The organism is Microbacterium sp. CFBP 13617 (assembly GCF_014839445.1).
Taxonomy (GTDB): domain Bacteria; phylum Actinomycetota; class Actinomycetes; order Actinomycetales; family Microbacteriaceae; genus Microbacterium.
Genome location: NZ_JACYNW010000001.1, coordinates 17,756 through 43,680, shown reverse-complemented (window position 1 = coordinate 43,680; position 25,925 = coordinate 17,756). Strand labels below are relative to the sequence as shown.

19 protein-coding genes are annotated in these 25,925 nt (G+C 71.4%); 18 read left to right on the top strand and 1 reads right to left on the bottom strand.

Annotated features, from left to right (window positions below; translation table 11 throughout):
• Window positions 1–205 precede the first annotated feature (205 nt).
• The 5 genes from IFU40_RS00165 (at window position 206) to IFU40_RS00145 (ending at window position 11,076) form a co-directional block, all read left to right on the top strand.
• Complete coding sequence (locus IFU40_RS00165) at window positions 206–1,567, top strand: hypothetical protein (RefSeq protein WP_191924975.1); 1,362 nt, start codon at window positions 206–208, stop codon at window positions 1,565–1,567.
• Entirely contained in the window at window positions 1,564–2,586 is a 1,023-nt protein-coding gene (locus tag IFU40_RS00160) for an RDD family protein (protein WP_055935640.1), read from the top strand. The genes IFU40_RS00165 and IFU40_RS00160 overlap by 4 nt, the downstream gene beginning before the upstream one ends.
• Window positions 2,583–6,584, top strand: a complete 4,002-nt coding sequence (gene eccCa / locus IFU40_RS00155) for a type VII secretion protein EccCa (protein ID WP_191924974.1) — start codon at window positions 2,583–2,585, stop codon at window positions 6,582–6,584. The genes IFU40_RS00160 and eccCa overlap by 4 nt, the downstream gene beginning before the upstream one ends.
• Before the next feature lie 84 nt (window positions 6,585–6,668).
• Window positions 6,669–8,711, top strand: a complete 2,043-nt coding sequence (gene recQ / locus IFU40_RS00150; RefSeq protein WP_441004779.1) for a DNA helicase RecQ — start codon at window positions 6,669–6,671, stop codon at window positions 8,709–8,711.
• 262 nt (window positions 8,712–8,973) lie between these two features.
• The gene (locus IFU40_RS00145) at window positions 8,974–11,076 is read left to right on the top strand and encodes an acyl-CoA dehydrogenase family protein (RefSeq protein WP_191924973.1); all 2,103 of its coding nucleotides are present in this window, start codon (window positions 8,974–8,976) and stop codon (window positions 11,074–11,076) included.
• A gap of 67 nt (window positions 11,077–11,143) precedes the next feature.
• On the opposite strand, the gene IFU40_RS00140 is transcribed toward IFU40_RS00145, so the two are convergent.
• Window positions 11,144–11,917, bottom strand: coding sequence for an IclR family transcriptional regulator (locus tag IFU40_RS00140; protein WP_055935650.1), 774 nt, complete (start codon window positions 11,915–11,917; stop codon window positions 11,144–11,146).
• A gap of 241 nt (window positions 11,918–12,158) precedes the next feature.
• On the opposite strand from IFU40_RS00140, the gene IFU40_RS00135 reads away from it, so the two are divergent.
• The 13 genes from IFU40_RS00135 to IFU40_RS00075 all read left to right on the top strand — a co-directional run bounded on the left by IFU40_RS00135 (window position 12,159) and on the right by IFU40_RS00075 (window position 25,815).
• Window positions 12,159–13,409, top strand: coding sequence for an ABC transporter substrate-binding protein (locus tag IFU40_RS00135; RefSeq protein ID WP_198424660.1), 1,251 nt, complete (start codon window positions 12,159–12,161; stop codon window positions 13,407–13,409).
• Window positions 13,410–13,428: 19 nt separating this feature from the next.
• Complete coding sequence (locus tag IFU40_RS00130) at window positions 13,429–14,439, top strand: branched-chain amino acid ABC transporter permease (RefSeq protein ID WP_055935656.1); 1,011 nt, start codon at window positions 13,429–13,431, stop codon at window positions 14,437–14,439.
• Complete coding sequence (locus IFU40_RS00125; RefSeq protein WP_191924972.1) at window positions 14,436–15,512, top strand: branched-chain amino acid ABC transporter permease; 1,077 nt, start codon at window positions 14,436–14,438, stop codon at window positions 15,510–15,512. The genes IFU40_RS00130 and IFU40_RS00125 overlap by 4 nt, the downstream gene beginning before the upstream one ends.
• A complete protein-coding gene (locus IFU40_RS00120) occupies window positions 15,509–16,243 on the top strand; it encodes an ABC transporter ATP-binding protein (RefSeq protein ID WP_191924971.1) in 735 nt (244 codons plus the stop codon). The genes IFU40_RS00125 and IFU40_RS00120 overlap by 4 nt, the downstream gene beginning before the upstream one ends.
• Complete coding sequence (locus tag IFU40_RS00115; protein WP_198424659.1) at window positions 16,233–16,934, top strand: ABC transporter ATP-binding protein; 702 nt, start codon at window positions 16,233–16,235, stop codon at window positions 16,932–16,934. The genes IFU40_RS00120 and IFU40_RS00115 overlap by 11 nt, the downstream gene beginning before the upstream one ends.
• A gap of 2 nt (window positions 16,935–16,936) precedes the next feature.
• Window positions 16,937–18,310 (top strand): MmgE/PrpD family protein, encoded by a 1,374-nt coding sequence (locus tag IFU40_RS00110; protein WP_191924970.1) that lies wholly within the window; start codon window positions 16,937–16,939, stop codon window positions 18,308–18,310.
• Window positions 18,307–18,978 (top strand): cysteine hydrolase family protein, encoded by a 672-nt coding sequence (locus IFU40_RS00105; protein WP_191924969.1) that lies wholly within the window; start codon window positions 18,307–18,309, stop codon window positions 18,976–18,978. The genes IFU40_RS00110 and IFU40_RS00105 overlap by 4 nt, the downstream gene beginning before the upstream one ends.
• Window positions 18,975–19,928 (top strand): polysaccharide deacetylase family protein, encoded by a 954-nt coding sequence (locus tag IFU40_RS00100; RefSeq protein ID WP_191924968.1) that lies wholly within the window; start codon window positions 18,975–18,977, stop codon window positions 19,926–19,928. The genes IFU40_RS00105 and IFU40_RS00100 overlap by 4 nt, the downstream gene beginning before the upstream one ends.
• A complete protein-coding gene (locus IFU40_RS00095; protein ID WP_191924967.1) occupies window positions 19,925–20,848 on the top strand; it encodes a polysaccharide deacetylase family protein in 924 nt (307 codons plus the stop codon). The genes IFU40_RS00100 and IFU40_RS00095 overlap by 4 nt, the downstream gene beginning before the upstream one ends.
• A gap of 5 nt (window positions 20,849–20,853) precedes the next feature.
• The gene (locus IFU40_RS00090; protein WP_191924966.1) at window positions 20,854–22,269 is read left to right on the top strand and encodes an MFS transporter; all 1,416 of its coding nucleotides are present in this window, start codon (window positions 20,854–20,856) and stop codon (window positions 22,267–22,269) included.
• Window positions 22,266–23,378, top strand: coding sequence for an NADH:flavin oxidoreductase/NADH oxidase (locus IFU40_RS00085; RefSeq protein ID WP_191924965.1), 1,113 nt, complete (start codon window positions 22,266–22,268; stop codon window positions 23,376–23,378). Before IFU40_RS00090 ends, IFU40_RS00085 begins: the two co-directional genes overlap by 4 nt.
• Before the next feature lie 91 nt (window positions 23,379–23,469).
• Window positions 23,470–24,042, top strand: coding sequence for a DNA-3-methyladenine glycosylase I (locus IFU40_RS00080; RefSeq protein ID WP_055831839.1), 573 nt, complete (start codon window positions 23,470–23,472; stop codon window positions 24,040–24,042).
• A gap of 219 nt (window positions 24,043–24,261) precedes the next feature.
• A complete protein-coding gene (locus IFU40_RS00075) occupies window positions 24,262–25,815 on the top strand; it encodes a DEAD/DEAH box helicase (RefSeq protein WP_055935685.1) in 1,554 nt (517 codons plus the stop codon).
• The last annotated feature ends 110 nt before the right edge of the window (window positions 25,816–25,925 follow it).

Sequence of the window (25,925 nt, the reverse complement as noted above, 5' to 3'; positions counted from 1 at the left end):
ATGGAACAACCGGAGCCCCCCACCGACCCACTGAATGTACGTAAAGGAGGGGGTCACGGCAAGCCTCTTGCGCAAACCCAAAAATGACAAAATTCTCATCTTCACACCCCGGCCGTCGAGGACCACGCGGCCGGTGCCGGGCGGCTACGCTGGTGCGGTTCCCGCGCCTTCCGAGGCGGACGGGCGGCGAGAACGAGGGGGACCGTTGAGCGCTGAGGTGGTGCACGGGCGACGTGTCGCGCTGGTCGACGGCGCCACGCGGTTCGATCTCGTGGTTCCGCTGCACGCCAGCGTCGACGACGTCCTGCGCGCCGCGGCCGTCACGGGCGACGGCGTGCGGGTGGTGGGCATCGCCGGCCGCGAGATCGATCGGTCCACGACCATGCGCTCCCTCGAAGACGGCTCCGTCCTGGTCCTCGTCGATCCCGCGGCCTCGTTCGCCGCCGCGACCGCCGACGCGAAGCGGCCCGTTCTCGCCCGTCGGGCACCGGCCGTGTGGTCGGTGCTGGCGGCGGGGGGCGGCATCCTGGCCCTTCTGCGTCTTCTCGGCGGCGACGCCCTTCCGGCGTCGGTCCGCGTGCCGGTCGCGGTCGTCGCGCTGATCGCCGCGCTGGCCTCGGCCACCGCGTTCTCGCTTTCGGCCCGCTCGACCACGTCGACCCTCGTTCCCGTGGTCGCCCTGATCTCGCTCGCGTTCGGGGGAGGGGTGGCCGTCGTCCCCGACGTGCCGGCGTCGTCGGCGTCGGTGGCCGTGTTCACCGGGCTGCTCGGCGGGGCGATCCTCGCCGGCGTCATCGGCGTGCTCGGCGCTCCCGAGACCCTGCGCGCGCAGGGTCGGACGGCCGCGATCGTGGTGGGCGTGCTCGCGGGCGTCTGGGGCCTCTCTCTTCTTCTGCATCTCGACCCCACGGCGCCCGCGGCCGTCACGCTCGGTCTCGTCCCCGTCGCGCAGCGCGTGCTGCAGGCGAGCCTCGTCGACGTCGCGCCCGGCACGTTCGTCGACTACGCCCGGTTCCAGACCACGCGGTGGACGGTGCGGCAGAGCCTGCCCGACGAGGTGCGCACGATCGAGGCGGCCGATGCCGACGCCCTGGTCGAGCGCTCCACGGCCCGACTCACCATCGGGGTGCTGCTGCTGATCCTGGCGGGGGCGGCCAGCGCGTTCACCGCGCTGCCGTCGTTCCCCTCCGACGATCCGGTGATCCTGGGCGGGCGGATCGCCTTGGCGACGACGGTCGTGCTGGCGTTGCTGCTCGGCTCGCGCAAGAGCACCGTGCCGTTCCTCCGCTGGGTCGAGCGAGCGGGAGCCGCCGTCGTCCTGGCCGCGGTGCTGGTGGCGCTGCTCCCCGCGATCTCGTCGGGCCTGCTCGTGGTGATCGCCGGCATCTGCCTCGCGGTGGGTCTCGGATGCGCGCTGCTGACGGTGCCCATCGGCCGCGGCTTCCGCTCCCTCGGCTGGTCGCGCACGGGCGACGTCTTCGAGGCGCTCGCGACGGCTCTGTCGCTCCCGGCGGGCATGCTCGCCGCCGGAGCGATCGAGATCGCGCGTGCGATGATGGCGACATGACGCAGACGCCGCCGTTCGGCGCGCCCGCGACGGTGGGGGTGCGCGTGGGCGCCTTCAGCGTCGACGCCGCCCTCGTGGTCATCGCCGCGGGCGTGGCATCGCTTCTCGGCTCTCCCGTCCTCGGTGCCGCGGTCGCGGCCGAGGCGTTGTTGGGGCTGTGGATCCTGCAGGCGCGTCGGGGGTCGACCCCCGGTGCCCTGCTGTTCGGTGTGCGCACGTCGCGGATCGAGGCGCCGCTCGTCCCGGGCGCCGGGCGCGCCTTCGTGCGCGGCCTGCTCGTCGTGCTCGGCGGGCTGGTGCTCGTGGCGGGGGCGTGGGTCGTGGTGGCCTCGGCCGCCTTCGACCGCTCGGGTCGGCGACGCTCGTGGGCGGATCGCGCGGCGGGAACGGTCCTTCTGGCCGTCCCGCGGGGCGAGAAGGCCCCGGATGCCGACGACCCCCGCGCTCTGTCGGAGCCCACGGTCCATGCGCGACCGGCGTCACCGCGCGAACCCCTCCGCGTCGACGCCGGCGTGGCGGCGCTTCCGTCCGCCCCCGAGTGGGACTCCCCGCTCATCGCGATCGAGGCGCCCACGTCGGCGGGCGCACGCCCGGCCCCCGTGGCTCCGGCCGCGACCGTCGACGCCGACGGTGACGGCGACGCCGCGCCGACTCCGCGCACCGGTGTGACGGGCGCCGAGCTGCTGGTCGTCTTCGACACCGGCCAGCGCGCGCAGTTCGCACTCCCCGCCGCGGTCAACTTCGGGCGCGCACCGGTCGCCGATCAGGCCGGCGACGTACTCATCGCGGTCGACGACCCCGACCGCCTCATCTCCAAGACGCACCTGCGCCTCGAACACGACGGCGAGGTGGCGTGGGTCATCGACGCCGGATCGACGAACGGCTCCGAGCTCATCGACGACGACGGCGCCGTCCATCCCCTCCCTCCCGGTGCGCGCACCCTGCTCGAGGACGGCACCCGCGTGCGCCTCGGCGAACGCGTCTTCACCCTCAGCCGCCTGATCGGAGGTCCCGCGTGAGCACGGGTCCGCGCATCGCCCCGCCGTCGCTGCCGAACGGGCGGATCGTGCTGCAGCCGCCGCCCGAGCTCGTGCCGAACGAGGGCGGCAGCGGCATTCTGACCTCGCTCCTGCCGATGCTCGGCAGCGTGGGCGCCATCGTGATGGTCACCATCTCGAACAGCGGGCCGACGGGCTTCCTCATCGGCGGCATGTTCCTGCTGTCGTCGCTGGGCTTCGTCGCCGTCAACGGCTGGCGTCAGCGCGCCCAGCGCAACGCCGAGGTGCTGGGCAATCGGCGCGAGTACCTCGCGTACCTGTCCGACCTCCGCGAGACCGTGCGGGTCGCCGCGCGCAAGCAGCGTCGCCACGGCGGATGGATCATGCCCGCTCCCGCCGCCCTGCCGTACATCGCCGAGGAGCGGTCCCGCGTCTGGGAACGCCAGCCGGGCGACGAGACGTTCCTCCTCGCGCGCATCGGCGTCGCCGATCAGCCGCTCAGCCTCGCGCTCGAGGCACCCGAGCTGCCGCCCCTGGCGCAACTCGATCCGGTCGCCGCCTCCGCCGCCCACCGCTTCATGCTGACGCACGAGATCCAGCGCGACCTTCCCCTCGGCTTCCCCCTCGGCGACTACGCGCGCATCGAGCTCGTGGGCGCCGACGAAGACGCCGTGCGCAGCCTCGCGCGCTCGCTCGTCGCCTCGGCGGCGACGCTGCACGATCCCGAAGACGTGATCGTCGCGGTGCTCGCCGGCCCCGCGCAGACGGCCGCCTGGGACTGGGTGAAGTGGCTGCCGCACGCGATGTCGTCGCGGGTGCAGGACCGGCTCGGCCCCGCGCGCATGATCTCGGGCTCGCTCGACGAGCTCGTCGACATGCTGCCGACCCAGCTCGCCGGTCGTCCGCGTTTCGCGCCCGGCGGCGGGGTCACCCCGCACGTCGTTCTCGTCGTCGACGGTGTCGACACGATGGCGCACGCCTCGTTCGCGGGGCTCGAGGGCGCGCAGGGCGTCACCGTGATCGACCTGCCCGCGCGGTGGGACGAGCTCGACGATCCGTCGATCGCGCGCGTGGCGCTCGCCGAGACCGTGGCTCCCGTGCGGCCCCGCCGCGGCGAGACCACGGCCGTCGTCGCGCCCGCGGAGTTCATCGACGGCGCGGGGCGTGCGCAGACCTTCTACCCGGATGCCATGACCATCGCCGAGGCCGAGGCCACCGCGCGCCGGCTCATGCCGCTGCGGCCCGCGCCCATGGTGGTCGTCGACGCGCCGACGACGCAGGGTCAGGCCGAGCTGACGGAACTGCTCGGCCTTCCCGACGTGCGCGCGGTCGACTTCGACCAGGCGTGGAGCCCGCGCCTCGAGCGCGACCGCTTGCGCGTCCCGATCGGTCAGGAGCCGTCGGGGGCGCCGCTCATCCTCGACCTGAAAGAGTCCGCCTCGCAGGGCATGGGGCCCCACGGCGTGATGGTGGGGGCGACCGGTTCGGGCAAATCCGAGGTGCTGCGCACCCTCGTGCTCGCGCTCGCGATGACCCACTCGCCCGAGCAGTTGAACTTCGTCCTCGTCGACTTCAAGGGCGGCGCGACCTTCGCGGGCATGGCCGACATGCCCCACGTCTCGGCCGTCATCACCAACCTGGGGGCCGAGCTCGCTCTGGTGGACCGCTTCCAGGACGCCCTGCAGGGCGAGATCGTGCGCCGTCAGGAGCTGCTGCGCGCGTCGGGCAACTTCGCCAACGTCGGCGAGTACGAGGCGGCGCGCCGCGGCGGGCGCTCCGACCTGGCTCCGCTCCCGGCCCTGCTGGTCGTCGTCGACGAGTTCTCCGAGCTGCTGTCGGCCAAACCCGAGTTCGTCGACAGCTTCCTCAACATCGGGCGCGTCGGCCGATCGCTCCACGTGCACCTTCTCCTGGCATCCCAGCGCCTCGAAGAGGGCAAGCTGCGCGGGCTCGACACGTACCTGTCGTACCGGATCGGTCTGCGCACCTTCTCGGCCGCCGAGTCGCGCACGATCATCGGCACGCCCGACGCGTACACGCTGCCGCAGGAACCGGGCGTGGGCTTCCTCAAGAGCGACACCGAGAACCTCGTGCAGTTCCGCGCGGCGTACGTGTCGGGGCGGCCGAGGGGCAATCCCGGCGTCGCCGTCGACGAGTTCGACGCCGTCTCGTCGGGGCCCGCGCGGGTCGAGGTGTTCACGGCCATGGCCCAGCCCGATGACGACACCGACATCGAGATGGATGCCGCGCCGGCGGCGATCTCGGCGCCCGTCGCCGAGAAGCGGTCGACGTTCCAGATCGCCGTGGACCGCATGAAGGACCGCGGGCCCGAGGCCCACCAGGTATGGCTGCCGCCACTGGCCGAACCGTCCCCCCTCGACGAGCTCATGCCCGACCTGGCGGAAGACCCCGTGCTGGGCCTCGTCTCGCGCCGGTGGCGTGACGCCGGAGCCCTCACCGTGCCGATCGGTGTCGTCGACATCCCGCTGGAGCAGCGCCGCGACCACCTCACGGTCTCGCTCGGCGGTGCGGCCGGTCACGTCGCGATCGTCGGCTCGCCGCTGAGCGGCAAGTCCACGCTCGCGCGCACCCTCGTCTCGGCGCTGGCGCTGACGGGCACCCCGCAGGAGCTGCAGTTCTTCGTGCTCGATTTCGGCGGCGGCGGCTTCACGGCGATGCAGCGGCACCCGCACGTGGCCGGTGTCGCCACGCGAACCGAGCCCGAGGCCGTGCGTCGCGCGGTGGCCGAGGTCGAGGCCGTGCTCGACGCGCGCGAGCAGTACTTCCGTCGCAACGCCGTCGACTCCATCGAGACGTATCGCTCGCGACGGCGCGACGGGCGGCTCGACGACGGCTTCGGCGACGTCTTCCTCGTGGTCGACGGGTGGTCGACGCTCCGGGCCGAGTTCGAGCCCCTCGAAGCCCGCATCCAGACGATCGCCGCGCGCGGCCTGAGCTTCGGCGTGCACGTCGTGGTGACCGCGAACCGGTGGCTCGAGATCCGCGCAGCACTGAAAGACCTCATCCAGACGCGGGTCGAGCTGCGTCTGGGCGACCCGACCGACTCCGACGTCGACCGCAAGCAGGCGGCCAACGTGGCCGCGGGCCAGCCCGGCCGTGGCCTCAGCGCGACCAAGCTGCAGATGCTCACCTCGGTGCCGCGCATCGACGGCTCCGGCGACGCGGGCACCCTCGCCGACGGTGTGGCCGACATGATCGGCAAGGTCGCCGCCGCCTGGCACGGCGAGCCCGGCCCGAAGATGCGACTGCTCCCCGAGACCATCTCGCTCGACGAGGTGCGCGCGCTCGCCGCGCCCGACGACCCGCGCCTGCTGCTCGGCATCGAGGAGGCGCAGCTCTCGCCCTTCGGCGTCGACCCGCGCGTCGAGTCGCACCTGTTCGTCTACGGAGACTCGGGAATGGGCAAGTCGGCGTTCCTGCGGGGCGTGGCGAAAGAGATCCAGCGCCTGTACACGCCCGCCGAGGCGAAGATCTTCGTCGTCGACTACCGTCGCGCGCTGCTCGGTGAGATCCCCGACGACTACCTCGGGGCATATCTCACCTCGCACGACCTGGCCACGGGCGGAATGAACGACCTCGCGCAGTACTTCTCCACGCGCATCCCCGGCCCCGACGTGACCCCCACGCAGCTGCGCGAACGCAGCTGGTGGAAGGGCGCCGAGGGCTTCATCCTGGTCGACGACTACGACCTCGTCGCCACCAGCCAGGGCAACCCTCTCGCGGTGTTGCAGCCGCTGCTGGCGCAGGCCGGCGACCTCGGTCTGCACGTCATCCTGACGCGTCGGTCGGGCGGTGCGAGCCGAGCGGCCTACGACCCGATCATCCAGCGCTTCACCGATCTCGGCGTGACCGGCATCCTGCTGGGGGGGAACCCCGAAGAGGGCGCCTTGATCGGTCGGGTCAAGCCCGAGCGGGCAGCGCCGGGTCGGGCGCAGATCGTCAGCCGCGAGCACGGTCTCGTCGCCTCGCAGCTGGTCTTCTCGCCGCCGACGAGCTGATCACCCCTCCTCCCCACCGCCCCGGCCTCCCCCGATGGAGGTCGGGGCGGTGTCGGTGTCGGTGGGGCGGGTTACCGTGGAGGGGTGACATATCCCGGCGCCGCACCCGAGTCGTACGCCGACGCGCCGCCCGAGTCGTACGACACCCCCGACGACCCGTACGCGGGAGCGGACTGGGACCCCGATCTGTTCGCCCCGCCCGACGACCTCGACGCCCCGCCGCCGCCGACGGATGCCGCGAACTCGCGGTTCGCCCGCGCCGCGGTCGCGACGGGCACCGCCCGCGAGCTCCCGGCCGTGCGCGACTTCACCGGACGCGACCCGCGCGAGGTGCTGCACGAGGTCTACGGCTACGACGCGTTCCGCGGCGATCAGGCCGACATCGTGCAGCACGTCGTCGACGGCGGCGACGCGGTGGTGCTCATGCCCACCGGCGGCGGCAAGAGTGTCACGTACCAGGTGCCCGCCCTCGTGCGCCCGGGCACGGGCCTGGTCGTCAGCCCGCTGATCGCCCTCATGCACGACCAGGTCGAGGCGCTCATCGCCAACGGCGTGCGTGCCGGGTACCTCAACTCCACGCAGGCCCCCGCCGAGCGGCAGGCGGTGGAACAGGCCTTCCTCGCCGGCGAGCTCGACCTGCTCTACGTCGCCCCCGAGCGCCTCAACGGCGCGCAGACGCTGGGGCTGCTGTCGCGCGGACGCCTGAGCGTCATCGCGATCGACGAGGCCCATTGCGTGTCGCAGTGGGGTCACGACTTCCGCCCCGACTACCTCGCGCTGGGCGACCTCGCCGAGCGCTTCCCCGGTGTGCCGCGCATGGCCCTCACCGCCACAGCGACCACGGCGACCGCGCAAGAGATCGTCGAACGTCTCCGTCTGCGCGACGCCCGCGGGTTCGTCGCCAGCTTCGATCGCCCGAACATCCAGTACCGCATCGACGCCAAGGTCGACCCGCGTCGTCAGCTGGTGCAGTTCATCAAGGCGCAGCCCGAGGGCTCGGCCGGCATCGTGTACGCGCTCAGCCGCAAGAGCGTCGAGCAGATGGCGGCGTACCTCTGCACGCAGGGGCTCGACGCGCTGCCGTACCACGCCGGTCTCGACGCCTCGGTGCGGGCGGCGAACCAGTCGCGCTTCCTCCGCGACGACGGCGTCATCATGGTCGCCACGATCGCCTTCGGAATGGGCATCGACAAGCCCGACGTGCGCTTCGTGGCGCACATCGACCTGCCGAAGTCCGTCGAGGGCTATTACCAAGAGACGGGCCGCGCCGGCCGCGACGGCGACCCCTCGGTCGTCTGGATGGCCTACGGCCTGGGCGACGTCGTGCAGCAGCGCCGCATGATCGACCAGTCGCCGGGCGACCGCTCGTACAAGATGCGCCTGGGGCAGCACCTCGACGCCATGCTGGCGCTGTGCGAGACGGTCGGATGCCGTCGGCAGAACCTCCTCGAGTACTTCGGGCAGAAGTCCGACCCCTGCGGCAACTGCGACACCTGCCTCACCCCGCCCGACACCTGGGACGGCTTGGTCGCGGCGCAGAAGCTGCTGTCGACCATCGTGCGTCTTCAGCGCGAGCGGGGCCAGGCGTTCGGTGCGGGCCACCTCATCGACATCCTGCGCGGAGCCAAGACCGAGCGCATCGCCCAGCAGGGGCACGACCGACTGAGCACCTACGGGCTCGGCGCCGACCTGTCCGATCAGGACTGGCGCAGCGTCATCCGTCAGCTCCTCGCCCGCGGGATCATCGCCGCGCAGGGCGATTACGGCACGCTCGCGCTCAGCGAGGCGTCGGCCGGGGTGCTTCGGGGCGAGTCGCCCGTTCCCCTCCGCCGCGATGCTCTCGGGCGCACGGGCGGCGGCGGCGGTTCGACCCGGCAGCGCAAATCGAGCGCCGACGACGTCGCGCCCGCCGATCGCGACCTGTTCGAGGCCCTGCGCGCCTGGCGCGCCGAGAAGGCCCGCGAGCAGGGGGTTCCGGCGTACATCGTCTTCGGTGACGCCACTCTGCGCGCGATCGCGGCGGCGCGACCCGCCTCGACCGGCGACCTCGATGGCATCACCGGCATCGGTGCCAAGAAGCGCGAGGCGTACGGCGACGGCATCCTCACGGTGGTCGCGGCGAACTGACGGGATGACAGGGCGCCGTTTCCGCGGCGTCGGCGGCCCAGCTCCAGCGGTCGACGCCCGCGGTCGAGCGGGGTGAGCACGCGGTGGGTGCTGCCGACGGCTCCGGCGCGCGGTCAGCGCATCCTCGGAAATGGTGACCCCCCACAACCTCCGGGCACGACGTCCGCCGGACGAGTTGTGTACATCCCACAGGTCGATTGCCGGGGCGTTGTGGGACACCTACCGTGGGGGTATTCCTTTGCAACGTCGAAAGGTGCCGAGAATGACCGACGCCGCCGTCCGTCCCACCACGCCCGCCACGAGCACGCGTACCCCCGTCGGGGGAGCCCCCGCCGCCCCGCACACCGCCGCCGAGGCCGCCGAAGCGCGCATCGACACCGGGCGGGTCACCGACCTGCTGCTCGGCACGTGGGCCGACACCCGCCGCCAGGCGCGCGAGATGCTCAAGGATCCCGCGCTGTGGCGCGACGATTCGCTGGGCATGGACGCCCACCGCGAGCGCACGCTCAGCCAGCTGCACCTCCTGGTGCAGAACAAGGCGGTGCACCGGGCCTTCCCGAAGCGCTTCGGCGGAGAAGAGAACAACGGGGCCAACATCGCCGGCTTCGAGGAGCTGGTGGCGGCCGACCCCAGCCTGCAGATCAAGTCGGGTGTGCAGTGGGGCTTGTTCGGCTCGGCCGTGCTGCAGCTCGGCACCGCCGAGCACCACGATAAGTGGCTCCCCGGCATCATGAGCCTCGAGATCCCCGGCGCCTTCGCCATGACCGAGACCGGCCACGGCTCCGACGTCGCCGCGATCGGCACGACGGCGACCTACGACGCCGACACCGAGGAGTTCGTCATCCACACGCCCTTCCGCGGTGCGTGGAAGGACTACCTCGGAAACGCCGCCCTGCACGGCAAGGCCGCGACGGTGTTCGCGCAGCTCATCACGAACGGCGTCAACCACGGCGTGCACTGCTTCTACGTGCCGCTGCGCGACGAGTCGGGCGCCTTCCTGCCCGGCATCGGCGGCGAGGACGACGGCCTCAAGGGCGGCCTGAACGGCATCGACAACGGCCGTCTGCACTTCGACCACGTCCGCGTCCCGCGCACGAACCTGCTCAACCGCTACGGCGACGTCGCCGCCGACGGCACCTACTCGAGCGACATCGCCAGCCCCGGCCGTCGCTTCTTCACCATGCTCGGCACGCTCGTGCAGGGCCGCGTCTCGCTCGATGGGGCCGCCGCGTGGGCCTCGGCCATCGGCCTCACCATCGCCATCACCTACGGCAACCAGCGCCGCCAGTTCGACTCGGGCAGCGGCACCCCCGAGGTGACCCTGCTCGACTACGGCAAGCACCAGCGGCGTCTGCTGCCGCGCCTGGCGACGACGTACGCCGAGATCTTCGCCCACGACGAGTTCCTGCAGAAGTTCGACGGCGTCTTCAGTGGCGCGCTCGACACTGACGCCGACCGCGAAGACCTCGAGACCCTCGCCGCAGCCCTCAAACCGCTGTCGACCTGGCACGCGCTCGACACCCTGCAGGAGTCCCGCGAGGCGTGCGGCGGCCAGGGCTTCCTGTTCGAGAACCGTCTCGTGGGCCTGCGCGCCGATCTCGACATCTACGTCACCTTCGAGGGCGACAACAACGTGCTGCTGCAGCTCGTCGGCAAGCGTCTGCTCGCCGATTACGCCCGGTCGTTCAAGGGCAAGGATGCCAAGCAGCTCGCCGCCTTCGCCGTGGGCCAGACGGCCGGAAAGCTCTTCCACGGTGCCGGCATGCGCCAGCTCGGTCAGGCCGTCAGCGACTTCGGCTCCACCGCACGCTCGGTCGAGAAGGGGCTCCGCGCCGAACAGCAGCACGAGCTGCTGGCCGGCCGCGTGCAGCAGATGATCGCCGACATCGCGGGGCGCCTGCGCCCGGCATCCAAACTGTCGCGTGAAGACGCCGCCGCCCTCTTCAACGAGAACCAGTCCCAGCTCATCGAGGCGGCGCGCGCGCACGGCGAGCTCCTGCAGTGGGAGGCCTTCACCGACGCGATCAACCGGATCGACGACGACGGCACCCTGCGGGTGCTCACCTGGTTGCGCGACCTGTTCGGCCTGCAGCTCATCGAGAAGCACCTCGCCTGGTACCTCATCAACGGGCGCCTCTCGACGCAGCGCGGTGCCGCGGTGTCGAGCTACATCGACCGCCTGTGCGCGCGTCTGCGTCCGCACGCGCAAGACCTGGTCGACGCCTTCGGCTACGGTCCCGAGCACATCCGCGCCTCGATCGCGTCGGGTGTCGAAGACGATCGGCAGAACGAGGCGGCGTCGTACTACGCCGCGCAGCGGGCGTCGGGCAACGCCCCCGTTCCCGAGAAGAAGCCCGCGAAGTAGCGGCGTTCCGCGGCCGATCTGCGCGACGACGGGCCGGTACCCTCACGGGGCCGGCCCGTCGTCGCGTCTAGCGCGTCTCCTGCTCGCGCAGGCGTGCCGTCGCGTCGCGAGCCGCCGACAGCACCAGCTGGGCCAGGTCGTAGTGCTGGGCGTCGTCGAGGCGCTCGACGAGGTAGGCCACCGACAGTGACCCGACGGGGGAGTCGTCGGCGTCGAAGATCGGTGCCGCGACACTGCTGGAGAAGCGCACGCGCTCGCCCGCGGTGTGCGCCCAGCCGCGCTGCCGGATCTCGGCCAGCCGGTCGCGTATGCGCGCGGGGTCGGTGAGGGTCGTCTCGGTGTAGGACGGGCGGTCGCCGCTGAGGACGTAGTCGATGTCGACGGGGTCCATGAACGCGAGGATGCTGAGCCCGCTGGCACCCGACCAGAGGGGGACGTTCTCGTTCGTGCGGACGGTGATGCGGATCGGGTTGATGCTCTCCACGATCCCGATGTACTGCCGACCGTGACCGCGACGCTCGGTCAGCGTGGTCGTCTCACCGGTGCGGTTCGCCAGATGAGCGATGGCGGGCATACCCGCCGCGTGGAGGGCATTGCCCCGCGTGGCTCGCCGCCCCAGGGCGATGGCCGCCGGTCCCAAGCGGTAGCGACGCGTCTCGGCGAGGTAGTCGACGAGGCCCGACGTGACCAGGGACTGCAGGATGCGGTGCACCACGGCCTTGCTGAGGCCGCAGGAGCGAGCGATCTCGGACACCCCCAGCGGCGCCGTCGCATCTGCGAACGCCAGGAGGACTTCCGTCACCCTCGTCGTGGTCGATACCGACCCCTCTGCCACGCTCATGCATCCTCCGGTCCTGGTGCGCCTGGAACGCTGCCCCCGCCGGAGCATACCGAACTGTTTCATTCATCGGAACACGCGTGCGGCGTTCCGAGCCTGGCGAAACAGTCTGGTTACATCCGCGCAACTGCGGCTGTTGTCACGCGGCGTAGTTTCGCAGTCAAGCCCCACAACTTTCAGACTTCATGCGTTCCGCTCAACGAAACATATCCACCAGACGGAACACCAGCCCCAAGGAGATGCGTTGAACACCACCCGCAGAATCGCGACCTCGGTCGCGGCTTTCGCCCTCGGCGCGGTCGCCCTCGCCGGATGCGCCGGATCCGCCGTCGGCTCGAGCCAGGCCGACGCCTCGTCCGAGGCGCCCGAAGAGATCGTCATCGGTGCCCTCCACCCCCTGAGCGGGTCGAATGCCGCGGACGGACAGCAGATGAGCAACGCCGCGCAGATGGCCGTGGACGCCGTCAACGACGCGGGGGGAATCGCATCGCTCGGAGGCGCCCGCCTCGTGCTCGAAGCGGCCGACACGCGCGGAGAGCCGGAGACGGGCCAGAGCGAGGCGACCCGCCTCATCCAGGAGGGGGCAGCCGCCCTCGTCGGTTCGTACCAGAGCGGAACGAGCGCGAACATCGCCTCGGTGTCCGAGCGCAACGGCGTCCCCTTCGTGATGGACGTGTCGGCGCTGGACTCGATCCTCGAGCAGGGCTACACGTACTCGTTCCGCATCCAGCCCTCGGCCAGCATGATGGGCACGCAGAGCGCGACCTACCTCTCCGAGATCAGCACGGCCGCCGGTGACCCCGTGCAGAAGGTGGGCTACCTCTACGAGCAGGGCAACTTCGGAGCATCCGCGTACGAGGCCTTCGCCGCGAAGGCCGCGGAACTCGGAATCACCGTCGACCCGGCGATCAGCTACGACCCGACCTCGAGCGATCTGAGCACGCAGGTGCAGCAGGTGGCCGCCGCCGGCGCGGACGTGCTCGCCGTGTCCGGCTACTACAACGACAGCCTCGCGGTCGCCCGCGCGGTCAACTCGATCGCGCCGGAGCTCGACGCCGTCTTCGGTGTCGCCAACGGCGGGTTCGACCAGGTGCAGTTCACCAGCGACGCTCCGAACGGTGGTGCGAACTACCTCGACGCCAACTACCGCTGGGATGCGACGAACGAGGATGCCGTCGCCGTCGCCGACGCGTTCGAGGAGAAGTTCGGTCAGCCGATGCGCACGAGCGCGATGCTCACCTACGACGCCGTCACGCTCATCGCGGAGGCGATCGAGACCGCCGGCAGCGCCGACCCCGCCGCGATCCGCGACGCCATCGCGGACTCCGACTATCAGCCGCACGTGGTCAACGCGGGTCCGGTCTCGTTCGATGAGACGGGCCAGAACGTCAACGCCTCCGTCGTGACGATGCAGGTGCTCGACGGTGCCGTGCGCCAGGTCTTCCCGGCCGACCTCGCCCAGGAGCAGGTCGTCTACCCCGCCCCGGTCAACTGAGACCCGAGGAGTGAGCCCCATGACGATCCAAGCTCCCCCGCCCACCGCGTCCACCGCGACGGGGGTGACCGCCGTCCGCCGCTACAACGGACCCTCGGTGCGCACCCTCGTCGTGACCCTCGGCGTGCTTCTGGTCGCCGCCGTGGTCGCCGGGGTCGTCTCCGGCAGCACCACGGTGCTGACGCAGGCCCTAGTGACGGGTCTCCTGACGGGCGGGATCTACAGCCTGGTCGCCATGGGGCTCACCCTCGTCTACGGGGTGCTGCACATCATCAACTTCGCCAACGGTGCGATGGTCGCGCTCTCGATGTACCTGACGTACGTCCTGGTCGACGCGACCGGGATGCACCCTTACCTGACACTGCTCATCACCATCCCGGTCATGTTCGTGCTCGGGGCGCTCACCCAGGCGGGTCTGCTGAACCCGATCATGCGGGCGCCGATCCACACCCAGCTGCTCATCACCATCGGCCTGGCGCTCGCGATCGAGAACATCCTGCTGCTCGTCTTCGGACCCAACCCCCTGTCGGTCCAGCTCCCCGGCAACGCCGGCGTGCCCATCCTGGGGGCCACCGTCGACGTGAGTCGCGTCTACGCCTTCATCGGCGCGCTGATCCTGGTGGCCGTGCTGTGGATCATCCTGCAGAAGACCCCCGTGGGCACCGCCGTCCGTTCCGTCGCCGCCAATCCGGAAGGGGCGCGGCTCGTCGGCATCGACATCAAGGCCATCTACGTCTTGACGTTCGCGCTCGGCGCGGCCGCCGCGGGGGCCGCGGGAACGCTCGTCGCCCCGTTCACGACGATCGAGCCGACGGCGGGGTCCGTCTTCAACCTGACCGCCTTCGTCGTGGTCGTCCTCGGGGGAATGGGCAACGTGCCCGGAGCCCTGGTCGGCGGGCTGATCGTCGGTCTCACCGAGCAGCTCGGCGGTCTCATCATGCCCGGCCAGTCTCCGCTTCTGGCCGTGTTCGTCGTCTTCCTCGTGGTCTTGTTCGCCAAGCCGCGCGGCATCTTCGGGAGGGCCTCATGACACTCGCCGCACGACCGACCGCGCCGACGCAGGTTCGGCCCGAGGCCTTCGCCGCCTCCGCCCGCGTGCCGGTGTACCGCACCGTCACGTTCCGCCACTACGTGGTCCTGGGCATCCTCGCCCTCGTCGGGGTGGCACTGCCCTTCGTCCTGCCGACCGCGGAGCTCGCGGTCGCGATGCGGGTGCTCATCTTTGCGCTCATGGGCATCGGGTGGAACATGATGAGCGGCTTCGGCGGCATGTTCAGCTTCGGCCACGCGGCGTACTTCGGCGTCGGCGCGTATGTCACGGCCGTCCTCCTGGTCGACTTCGGCGTCAGTCCCTGGGTGGGGCTGCTGGCGGGAATGGCCACCGCCGCCGCGGTGGGGGTGGGGATCAGCTATCTCGCTCTGCGCTACAAGCTCACCGGCGCCTACTACGCCCTGTCGACGTTCGCCTTCGCCGAGATGCTGCGCCTGTTCACGGTCGGCAACGAGGGGCTGAACAAGACCGTCGGCTTCACCGTCCCCGTCCTGCGGGGCGAGGACTGGTGGATGTTCCAGTTCCCGGTCGGCTCGCCGAACTACTGGTGGATCGGCGTGGGCATGGTCGTCGTCGCGCTCGTGGTGGTCATCGAGTTCCTGCGGCGCCGCACCGGGCGCTTCACCCTCGCCGCCCGTGACGACGACATGGCCGCGGCCGCCATCGGCATCGACGTGCTTCGCTACAAGCTCACCACCGTCGCCCTGTCGGCGGCGATCACGGCGGCCGCCGGAACGCTGTACCTGCAGTACTACATGTTCATCGATCCCGAGCTCGCCTTCGGGGCGCACGTGTCGAACAACGCCATCATCACGGCGGTGGTCGGCGGAGTGGCCACGGTCTGGGGCCCCGTGGTCGGAGCGATCGTGATGGCTCCGCTGTCGGATCTGGTCGCGGCCTTCCTCCGCCACCCTCCGGAGCAGCTCGCCTTCCTCCAGGGCAACGGTGGGCTCGACGTGCTCATCTACGCCGTCATCCTCATCGTCTGCGTGCTCCTGCTTCCCAAGGGCATCTACGGCACCGTCAAGAACTGGGTGGTGAAGAAGAAATGACCATTCTCGATATCCGCGGGGTCAGCAAGTCCTTCCGAGGGCTTCGCGCCCTCGACCAGGTCGACGTCTCCGTCGACGAGGGAGAGATCGTCGGCATCATCGGAGCGAACGGGGCGGGCAAGACCACGCTGTTCAACTGCGTGACGGGCGCATTCCCCCCGGATGCCGGAACGGTGACGCTCGACGGGCGCGACGTGACCGGGGTGAAGATGCACACGCTGGCACGCGCGGGGCTGGTCCGCACCTTCCAGCTCATGCGTCCGTTCGCCTCGATGACGACGCTGGAGAACGTCACGATCGCCGTCCAGAGCCGCGGAGTCCGTCGCGAGAGGGCTGCGCGCGCCGAAGCGGCGACGCTGCTGGAGCGCACGGGACTGGTGACCTGGGCGGACGCGGAGTCCTCGACTCTTCCCACCGCCGTGCAGAAGCGGCTCGAACTCACCCGAGCCCTCGCGATGCGGCCCCGGGTGCTGCTTCTCGACGAGGTGCTCGCGGGTCTCGTCCCGTCCGAGCGGACACCCGTGCTCGACCTCCTCGACGAACTGCGTCGCGAAGAGGGCGTGGCGATGCTCTTCATCGAGCACATCATGGCCGCCGTGCGGCGGCTCAGCGACCGCGTCGTGATGATGGACCAGGGGTCGGTCATCGCACGCGGAGACGTGGACGACGTCCTCCAGGACCCCCGGGTCATCGAGGCGTACCTGGGCAAGGAGTACGGCCATGCTGCTTGAGATCGACGACCTGCGCGCGGGTTATCACGGCCTGGAGATCCTGCACGGGATCTCGCTCACGGTCGGCGCCGGAGAGGTGGTCGCCGTCGTCGGCGCCAACGGTGCCGGCAAGTCGACGACGCTGAAGGCGATCGCCGGTGAGGTGCGACAGTACGGCGGCGCGGTCCGCTTCGACGGATCGCCCGTGACCTACGGCCGGAGCCACCTCGTCTCCCGACGCGGGCTCATGCTCGTGCCCGAGAACCGGGCCCTGTTCGGCTCGCTCACGGTGGAGGACAACCTCCGGATGGGTTCGTGGGGCAAGAAGGGGCGAGACGGCTTCTCGGAGGACGAGATCATGGATCTCTTCCCGATCCTGCGCCAGCGGCGCCAGCAGCTCGCCGAGACGATGTCGGGCGGACAGCAGCAGATGCTGGCGATCGCCCGGGCGCTGATGGGCGCCCCGCGCCTGCTCATGCTCGACGAGCCGTCGACCGGCCTGTCGCCCAAACTGACGTGGGACGTGTTCCACGCCGTCAACGCGATCCGCGACCGCGGGGTCGGGGTCTTGATCGTGGAGCAGAACGCCCATCAGGTTCTCCAGCTCGCCGACCGCGCCTACGTGCTCGAATCCGGGGCCGTCGCCCTCGAGGGCGAGGCCGCGGCACTCGCCTCGGATTCCCGCGTGCAGGCCGCGTACCTGGGGCATTGACCGTGTACGGGACTGATCGGGCGCTGTCCGCGCTCGGCGAGTGGGCCGCGAGCCGCCCCTTCGACCGCACCCCCGAGCCGGTCCGGCGGTCCTTGCGACGCGCCGTGACGAATCTGCTCGCGGTGACCGTCGGCGGGGCGATGCTTCCGGAGATGCGGCGCCTGCGGGCGGCGTGGTCGCCGGCGGGGGGACCGGCCTCATTGATCGGCACCGACCAGCACGTGCCCGTGGAGGCCGCGATCTGGTTGAACGGCGTTGCCGCGGTCGTCACCGAGCGCGACGAAGGCAACCGCTACGCCAAGGGACATCCCGCCGCCCAGACGGTTCCCGCCGTGCTGGCCATCGCCGAGGAGCGCGCGATCAGTGGTGAGACGCTGTGGAACGCCCTGTTCGTGGCGTATGAGGTGGCCGCCCGGGTCGGGCGCGCGACGGAATTCGCCCCCGAAGTGCACACGCACGGCCCCCTGGGGGCCGCGGGAGCGGCCGCCGGGTGCGCCCTGCTGATGGGGGCGGATGCCGACGGGATCGCCCGCGCGATCGATGCGGGCGCCGCGATGGCGCCCGCGACCTCGTGGGCATCGGTGCACCGGGGTGCGGCGATCCGCGACCAGTGGGTGGGGCAGGGCGCTCTCGCCGGTGCGGCGGGAGCACGCTACGCCGCCGCCGACGCCTCGCCCGGCGCCGGGGGACTCGACGGAACGCTCGCCGGCACCCTGGGCGTGGTCGATCCCGATCTGCTCGTCGCCGGGCTCGGCGAGGAGGCGATGGTCTCGTCCAGCTACCTCAAGCAGCACTCGTCCTGCGCGTACACCCATGGACCGGCGGATGCCGCGTTGCGGGTGCGCGACCGGATGATGGCCGCCGGGATGACCCCCGACGACATCGCCGCCGTACGCGTCGAGGGCGTGGCCTCCGCCGCCTCGCTCCCCGCCACGACGTGGAGCAGCCGCCACGGCGCCTACTTCTCGGTGCCCTTCGCCGTCGCCAGCGCGCTGCGCTTCGGCGACGTCGCGGTGGATCGGGCGCAGGTTCCCCCCGACCCCGCACTCGCCCGCCTGGCCGCGCTGGTCGGCGTGACGGATGCGACCTCCTCGCTGTCGCCCGCGACCCCCACCTCGCGGCCCGCCCGCGTCACGGTGCACCTCACGGACGGGACCTCCCACACGGCATCCGTCCGCCACCCCGACGGCGACGCCGTCGACACGCCGTTCTCGGCGGGGAGGATCGACGACCTTCTGACGGAGGCCGTGCGCCCCGCGGGTCTCACCGCCGCGGACGTCCATCTCGCCGTCGAGCTCTTCGACGATCCCGATCCGCGTGCGCTCACCCGCGCGCTCCGCCGACTCGTCCCCTCTTCCCAAGGAGTATCAGCATGACCGACACCGTCGACTGGAACCACGAGATCGACACGATCCGTCACCTGCGCGCCACCCGCACGAAGGTGGGCCCCGGCTCGTCGCCCGCCGTCCTCGTCATCGACTTCCAACGCGCGTTCACCGAGCACGAGAAGATCGGCCCCGGCACCGCCGTCGCCCTCGCTCACACCCAGGACGTGCTGGAAGCAGCCCGCGCGGCCGGCATCCCGGTCATCTACGCGGTCATGGTGCTGGACTCCCTCGACGACCGGATGCTCGCCCAACGTGTGCGGTCGAGCCTCACCGAGCGGTGCGAGCGGGGCAACCCGTGGACGACGATCAGCGATGCCGTGCCGCCGGCGCCGACGGACCACATCGTCGAGAAGACCGTGGCATCGGCGTTCTACCGGACCCGCCTGCACGACCTCCTCCAGGAGCTCGGCGTCGACGAGCTCATCGTCACGGGCACCTCCACCAGTGGGTGCGTACGCGCGACCGTCGTCGACGCGGCCTACCGGAACTATCGCCTCAGCATCGTCGAGGAGTGCTGCGACGACTTCCGGACCGTGTCCGGAGAAGTGTCGCTGTGGGACATGCAGGATCGCTTCGGCGACGTGGTCGACAAGAGGTGGGTGCTCGATCGGTTGTCGGCGTCGACCCCGGCGCAGCGGGAGGACGGCGCTGCATGAGCATCCCGAACAACCGTCGACTGTTCTCCGCGCCCATGCCGACGCGTCCGCGCGTGACCTGGCCGTCCGAGAAGCCGCTCGCCTTCTGGCACGCACCCAACGTCGAGCACTACGACTGGATCCCCCCGGGGGGCGGTTCGCCGCAGGGCCGGGTCGCCGCACCCGACGCTCAGCACTACATGCACCGCGACGGCGGCAACCGGGTGGGCCTGTGGCGGCTGCTGCGCGTGGTCGACGAGTTCGAGATGCCCTCGACGGTCTCGCTCAGCCTGTCGCTGCTGGAGGAGCAGCCCGAGGTGCGCGACGCGATGGCCGCTCGCGACTGGGAGATCATGAGCCACGGGATCTCGAACCTCCGACCGCTGTACGAGATGTCGCGCGACGATGAGAACGCCTTCTACGACCTGTCGCAGCGTCTGAGCGAGACGTACTACGGCGGTCGCCGTATCAAGGGGATGCTGGGACCCAAGATCTCCGGCACCGACAACACCGTCGATCTCATGGCCGCGCACGGGATGCAGTACATCGCCGACTTCATCCACGACGAGCAGCCCCGTCCGCTCCGGACGGTCGACGACTCCCGTTTCGTGTCGGTGCCCTACAGCTACATGCTCAACGACGTCCCCATGATCCACGTGCGCAGCCTCTCCGCCGCGGACTTCGTCGCCCTCGCCCTCGCCCAGATCGATCGATCGCTGCGCGATTCGATGACCGACGGACAGGCACGGGTCGTGTGCCTCGCGACGCACCCGTTCCTGGCGGGTCAGCCCTGGTTCACGCAGGCGCTGCGCGAGATCTTCGCAGCGGTGCGCGCCGACGAACGCATCTGGTGCACCACGGCGGGGGCCATCACCGATCACTTCCTCGCCCACCACTACGACGAACAGGTCGCCTTCGCCGAGGCGCTCGCCGAAGAGCACGCGGCCTATGCGGCGGAGGTGCGCTCATGACGCTCATCACCCATCCGACCGACGCGACGGTGTTCGTCCCCGACCTCCCGCGCGCCTACGAGCCGCACCGAGAGCCGTGGGTCCTCCCGGGTGGCGAGAAGCTGGCCGTCAGCGTGCTGCTGCACGCGCCGTCCTACCAGGACGTCGTCCCCGCCGACGCGTTCACCCCGACGGCGATGCAGGGCGGGGTGGGACGTGACACCTCCGAGCCGCGGCACGGGCAGGTCGCGCGACTCTCGCAGTGGGACTTCGGTCTCACCACGGGTATCTGGCGCCTGCTCGACATCGCCGAGCGCGCCGGCGTCCCCGTCGCGGTGGCACTCGACGAGGCGGGTGTCACGACCGTGCCCGGCCTCGCTCGCGGCATCGCCGACCGCGCCCAGGAGATCGTCGTCCGCGGCACCGCCGCGAACATCATCCTGTCGCCGCGGATGGACCTCGAGCAGGAGCGGGCGTCCATCGTGCGCGCCAAGGACGCGGTCCAGCGGTTCACGGGGCGCGAATGCGTCGGGTGGTTCGGACCGGAGCGCGCGGGCACCTCGCGGACGACGGCTCTGCTGCGCGACGCCGGCTTCCGCTGGTTCGGCGACTGGCCGCTCGACGAGCGACCCGTCGCCCTGGCGGGTGCCTCGAGCGGTCTGACCGCCGTCAGCCACGCGCTCGAGACAGAGGACATGTTCGAGCTCTACGCGCGCGGCATCCCGGCCGCGGACTACGCGCAATTGCTGTCGGCGACGATCGACCAGCTGGTGCGCGACGCCGACGTCGTGGGTGCGCGCCATCTCGGGCTGAGTCTCTTCGGCTGGGTCTCGGGGCAGGCCTGCTTCGCCGACGTGGCCGAGCAGACGTTGCGCGCGCTCGCCGCTCACCCCGACGTGCTGCTCGTCACGCCGGGTCAGGTGGCGGAGCTGGTCGGTTGACGGGGGTGGTCGAGCGCGCCGCGACGGGAGACGCCCCGGGCCTGCCGCTGAGGATCCCGTGGTCGCTGGGCAGCGGCACCATCCTCCTCGGACTCAACTCCTCGGTCATCGCCGTCGCGCTGGTGCCCATGGTCGCCTCCTTCGGCGGGGGCGACGCCGCGACCGCGACAGCCTGGATCGTCAGCTCCCTCTACATCGCCGCCGCGATCGGCTCGCCCACCGCGGGGCGCGTCGCCGATCTGTTCGGACCGCGACGCGTGTACCTCACGGGTCTCGCCCTCATCCTCATCGCCTCCCTGGCGGGACCGTTCATCACCTCGAGCGCGTGGATGATCGCCGACCGGGTCGTGCTGGGGCTGGGCGCCGCCGCACAGTTCCCCGCGGCGATGGCGATCATCCGCCGCACGGCGGACCAGGCCAAAGCCCGTCCGTCGGGCGCGATCGGGGTGATCGCACTGTGCGGTCAGACCACGGCCGCCCTCGGCCCGACCGTCGGTGGGGTCGTGGTGCTGCTGTGGGGGTGGCCCGGCATCTTCTGGATCAACCTGCCGCTGGTCGCGCTGTGCGCGACGCTCGTGCTCGTCTTCGTGCCGGCGGACGAGCGTCGTCCGGCATCGACCGCCGCCGAAACGCTGCGCATGCTCGACCCCACGGGGATGCTGCTGATGATCGGCTCCCTCGTCGCCGCCATGACGGCTCTGTTGAGCGTGGACACCGACCCCCTCCTGGCCCTCGTCGCGGGCGCGGCGGCCGTTCCTCTCGGCATCCTGTTCGTGTGGCGGGAGCGCCGTGCCCGCCATCCCTTCGTGGACGTGCGATTGCTCGTGAGGTATCCGCAGTTCGGGGCGACCTGCGTTCGGGCGCTGACGACCTTCGTGTCGTTCTACGTGATCTTCTACGGACTGCCGCAATGGCTGCAGGCGACGAGGGAGCTGGACCCGGCGACGACGGGTCTCATGATGCTCCCGGTCTTCGCGATCGGCGCCCTCTCGACGGTGGGAGCCACCCGGCTGAGCAGGCACTGGCAGCCGCGCACCCTCCTGGCGATCGGCACCTCGGCGATGGTGGTGGCCGGGACGCTGCTGGCGATGCTGGGCTCGGCGTCGACGCCGCTGTGGCAGCTGGTGATCGTGGGCGCGCTGCTGGGAGTGCCGAACGGGTTCAACAACCTGGGTAATCAACTGCTCCTGCACCACGCCGTCCCGGCGTCCGCGGCCGGTGCATCCACGGGGATCTATCGCACCGCCCAGTACGTCGGTGCGGCGCTCGCCGCCGTCGTGGTCGCCCACCTTCTCGACACGGGCGACGAGCTCGGCGGCATCCGTGAGATCGGCGCCACGATCGCCGCGATCGGCGCGCTGCTCCTGCTGCTCACCCTCACCCATCTCATCCGGCATCGCCGCGACGGAGGAACGACATGACCGCGACCGAGTACGCCCCGACGGTTCCCTCCCTCGGGCACCCGCGCCTGCTGAGCCCGCTGCGACTGCGCGAACTGGTGCTGCGCAACCGCATCGGGGTCTCTCCCATGTGCATGTACGCCGTCACGGACCGCAGCGGGCGGGTCGACGACTGGCACGTCGCGCACTACGCGCAATTCGCCCTGGGAGGTGCCGGTCTCATCGTCACCGAGGCCACGGCCGTCGTGCCCGAGGGGCGCGTCACCCCGCAGGACGCGGGGCTGTGGAGCGACGAGCACATCCCCGCCTGGCGGCGCGTCACCGACGCCGTCCACCGGGCGGGTGGGGCGATCGCGGTGCAGCTCGCGCACGCCGGACGCAAGGGGAGCAAGTTCGCGGGGCCGCCGATCGATCAGCCGGGCGAGAGGGGCTCGGTGCCGCCGGCCGGCGGAGGGTGGTCGACCCTGGGAGCGACGGGGGAGCCCTTCGGCCGATTCGCCGCACCGTCCCGCGCGAGCGACGACGACCTCGCCCGCGTCGTCGACGGCTTCGCGTCGGCTGCACGCCGGGCGGTGGAGGCGGGCTTCGACGCCGTGGAGCTGCACGGGGCGCACGGCTATCTTCTGCACGAGTTCCTCTCGCCCGTGACGAACACGCGCGGCGATCGGTGGATGCGTGAGCGCTCTGCGCTCCTGAGAGAGACCGTCGACGCCGTTCGCGCGAGCGTGCCCTCGGGCATGCCGCTGATCGTGCGTCTCTCGGTCGACGACGTCGCCCCGGGAGGATCGGATGCCGAGGCGTCGGCGCAGCTGGCGGAGACGCTCTCGCACCACGGTGTCGACCTCATCGACTGCTCGTCCGGGGGGCTGGTCGCGGGCGCCGAATACGCGCCCTTCCCCGGTTACCAGGTGCCCGGCGCCGCGACCGTCCGCGCACGCGGCGTCGCGACCGCCGCCGTGGGCCTCATCAGCGATCCGAGCCAGGCCGAGGCGATCCTCGCCGACGGGCACGCCGACCTGATCCTGTTGGGGCGCGAGATGCTCCGCGACCCGCACTGGGCGCGCCGTGCCGAGCTGGTGCTGACCGGCGGCGCGTCGATCGAGCCCCGCTATCACCGCGCTTATCTCTGACGCCGCGAGTCCTGCTGCCTGGGGCGACCCGCACGCGGTGCTTCCCGGACACGGGCGGCGCGATGTCGTCAGCCCCCTCTAGCCTGGGCGTATGACCGACCTGGTGACCGGCGCCGACGGCGTCGTCCGATGCGCGTGGGCGGGCTCCGACGCCGAGTATCAGCGGTACCACGACGAGGAGTGGGGCTCCACGCTGCGCGGCGATCGCCCGCTCTTCGAGAAGCTCAGTCTCGAGGGCTTCCAGGCCGGGCTCGCCTGGATCACGATCCTCCGCAAACGCCCGCGCTTCCGCGAGGTCTTCCACGACTTCGCCCCCGAGGTCGTCGCCGCGTTCGGTCCCGACGACGTCGCGCGTCTGCTGCAGGATGCCGGGATCATCCGCCACCGGGGCAAGATCGAGGCGGTGATCGGCAACGCGGCCATCGTGGCCGCCCTGGCCGAGGGCGAGTTCGACGCGCTGATGTGGTCGTTCGCCCCCACCGGGCACACGCCGCCCGCGACGTTCGCCGAGGTGCCGGCCGTCACGCCGGAATCCACCGCGATGAGCAAAGAGCTGCGGCGCCGCGGATTCCGCTTCGTCGGCCCGACCACGATGTACGCCCTCATGCAGTCCTCCGGCATGGTCGACGACCACGTCGCCGGCTGCTGGCGCGCGTCGCACTGAGGCCGACCGGAGTCGCCGATTCCGCGTGTCGCCACTCCAGGCGGTAGACTGTTCGATTGGAGCGTTCCGCTCCCAGCGTCGTCGAACGCACCGGCCCCTCTCTCGGGCCTTTGACCTTCACGGCGAACGGATGCGCCACCCGGCGCCTTCGCCCATTGCAGCCGCAGCATCGCGGCATCCCGAACCGCCGTGCGTGCCCGCGCGCCGGCAGGAGTATTCATGACGTCTCAGACTTTCGCCGACCTCGGCGTGCCCGCCCCCCTCATCGACGTTCTCGCCGCCCAGGGCAAGAACGAGCCCTTCCCGATCCAGGCCGACACCCTGCCCGACACGCTCGCCGGGCGCGACGTGCTCGGCCGCGGCAAGACCGGCTCGGGCAAGACCCTCGCCTTCGCGCTGCCCCTCGTCGCCCGCCTCGCGGCCACGAGCGACCGTCGTCGCGGCCGTCGCCCCCGCGCTCTCGTGCTGGCGCCCACCCGCGAGCTCGCGAACCAGATCGACGAGGTCATCAAGCCCCTCGCCGCCGCCTTCGACCTGACCACGACCACCGTCTACGGCGGCGTGAACCAGAAGCGCCAGGTCGACGCTCTCGCCGCCGGCGTCGACATCCTCGTCGCCTGCCCCGGGCGCCTCGAGGACCTCATCGGTCAGGGCTTCGCCAACCTGGGCGACATCGAGATCACCGTGCTCGACGAGGCCGACCACATGGCCGACCTCGGCTTCCTGCCCGGCGTGACCCGTCTGCTCTCGCGCACGCCCGCCGACGGCCAGCGCCTGCTGTTCTCGGCCACGCTCGACAACGGGGTCGACAAGCTCGTCAAGCGATTCCTGCGCAACGAGGTGCTGCACTCCGTCGACGAGGCCCACTCGCACGTCGCCGCGATGACCCACCACGTCTTCGCGCCGGCCGACACCGAGGCGAAGAACCGCCTCGTGCAGACCCTCGCCTCGGGTACCGCCCGCCGCATCCTGTTCATGCGCACCAAGCACCAGGCCAAGAAGCTCGCGAAGGCGCTGACCGCGGCCGGCATCCCCTCGGTCGACCTGCACGGCAACCTGTCGCAGCCGGCGCGTGACCGCAACCTCGCCGCCTTCGGCGACGGCCGCGCCCGGGTGCTCGTCGCCACCGACGTCGCCGCCCGTGGCGTGCACGTCGACGGCGTCGAGCTGGTCGTGCACGTCGACCCGCCCGTCGAGCACAAGGCGTACCTGCACCGCTCGGGCCGCACCGCCCGCGCCGGTTCCGCCGGTGACGTCGTGACGATCATGCTCCCCGAGCAGCGTCGCGACACCCTCGACATCCTGCGCAAGGCTAAGATCTCGGCCACGCCCACGGTCGTGACCTCCACCTCGCCCGAGGTCGTCGCGCTCGTCGGCGAGGTCGCCGAATGGGTCAAGCCCGAGCCCGTCGTCGCCCCGCAGCAGCAGGGTGGCGGACGCTCGCAGGGCGCCAACGCCCAGCGCAAGCGCGCCGCTCGCGGCGAGGGCCAGCAGTCGTCGGGCCGCGGTGGCGCCCAGGGTGCCGGCGGCGGTCGTCGTCGCAGCGCCGGCGCCCCGGCGGCCGACGCCGCATCGGGCGCACGCGCTCCCCAGGGCGGTCGTGGCGGTCAGCGTTCCGGTGCGGGCCGTGGCCAGGGCGCAGGCGGCGCACAGCGCGCCGGTGCCGGCGCCGCACGTCCGCAGGGCGCGGGCCGCTCGGCATCCGGCGCCCCCACGACCGGCATGGTCGTCGGCTCCCGCTCGCCGCGCACCAACCGTCGCGCGCAGGGCTGACCTCACCTCGATCGACGCCCCCGCAGCTCCGGCTGCGGGGGCGTCGTCGTCTCAACCGGCCGTCGTCGTTCGGGGCCGGCGTGCGGGGAGCCTCGCGGATGTCGGGGGTC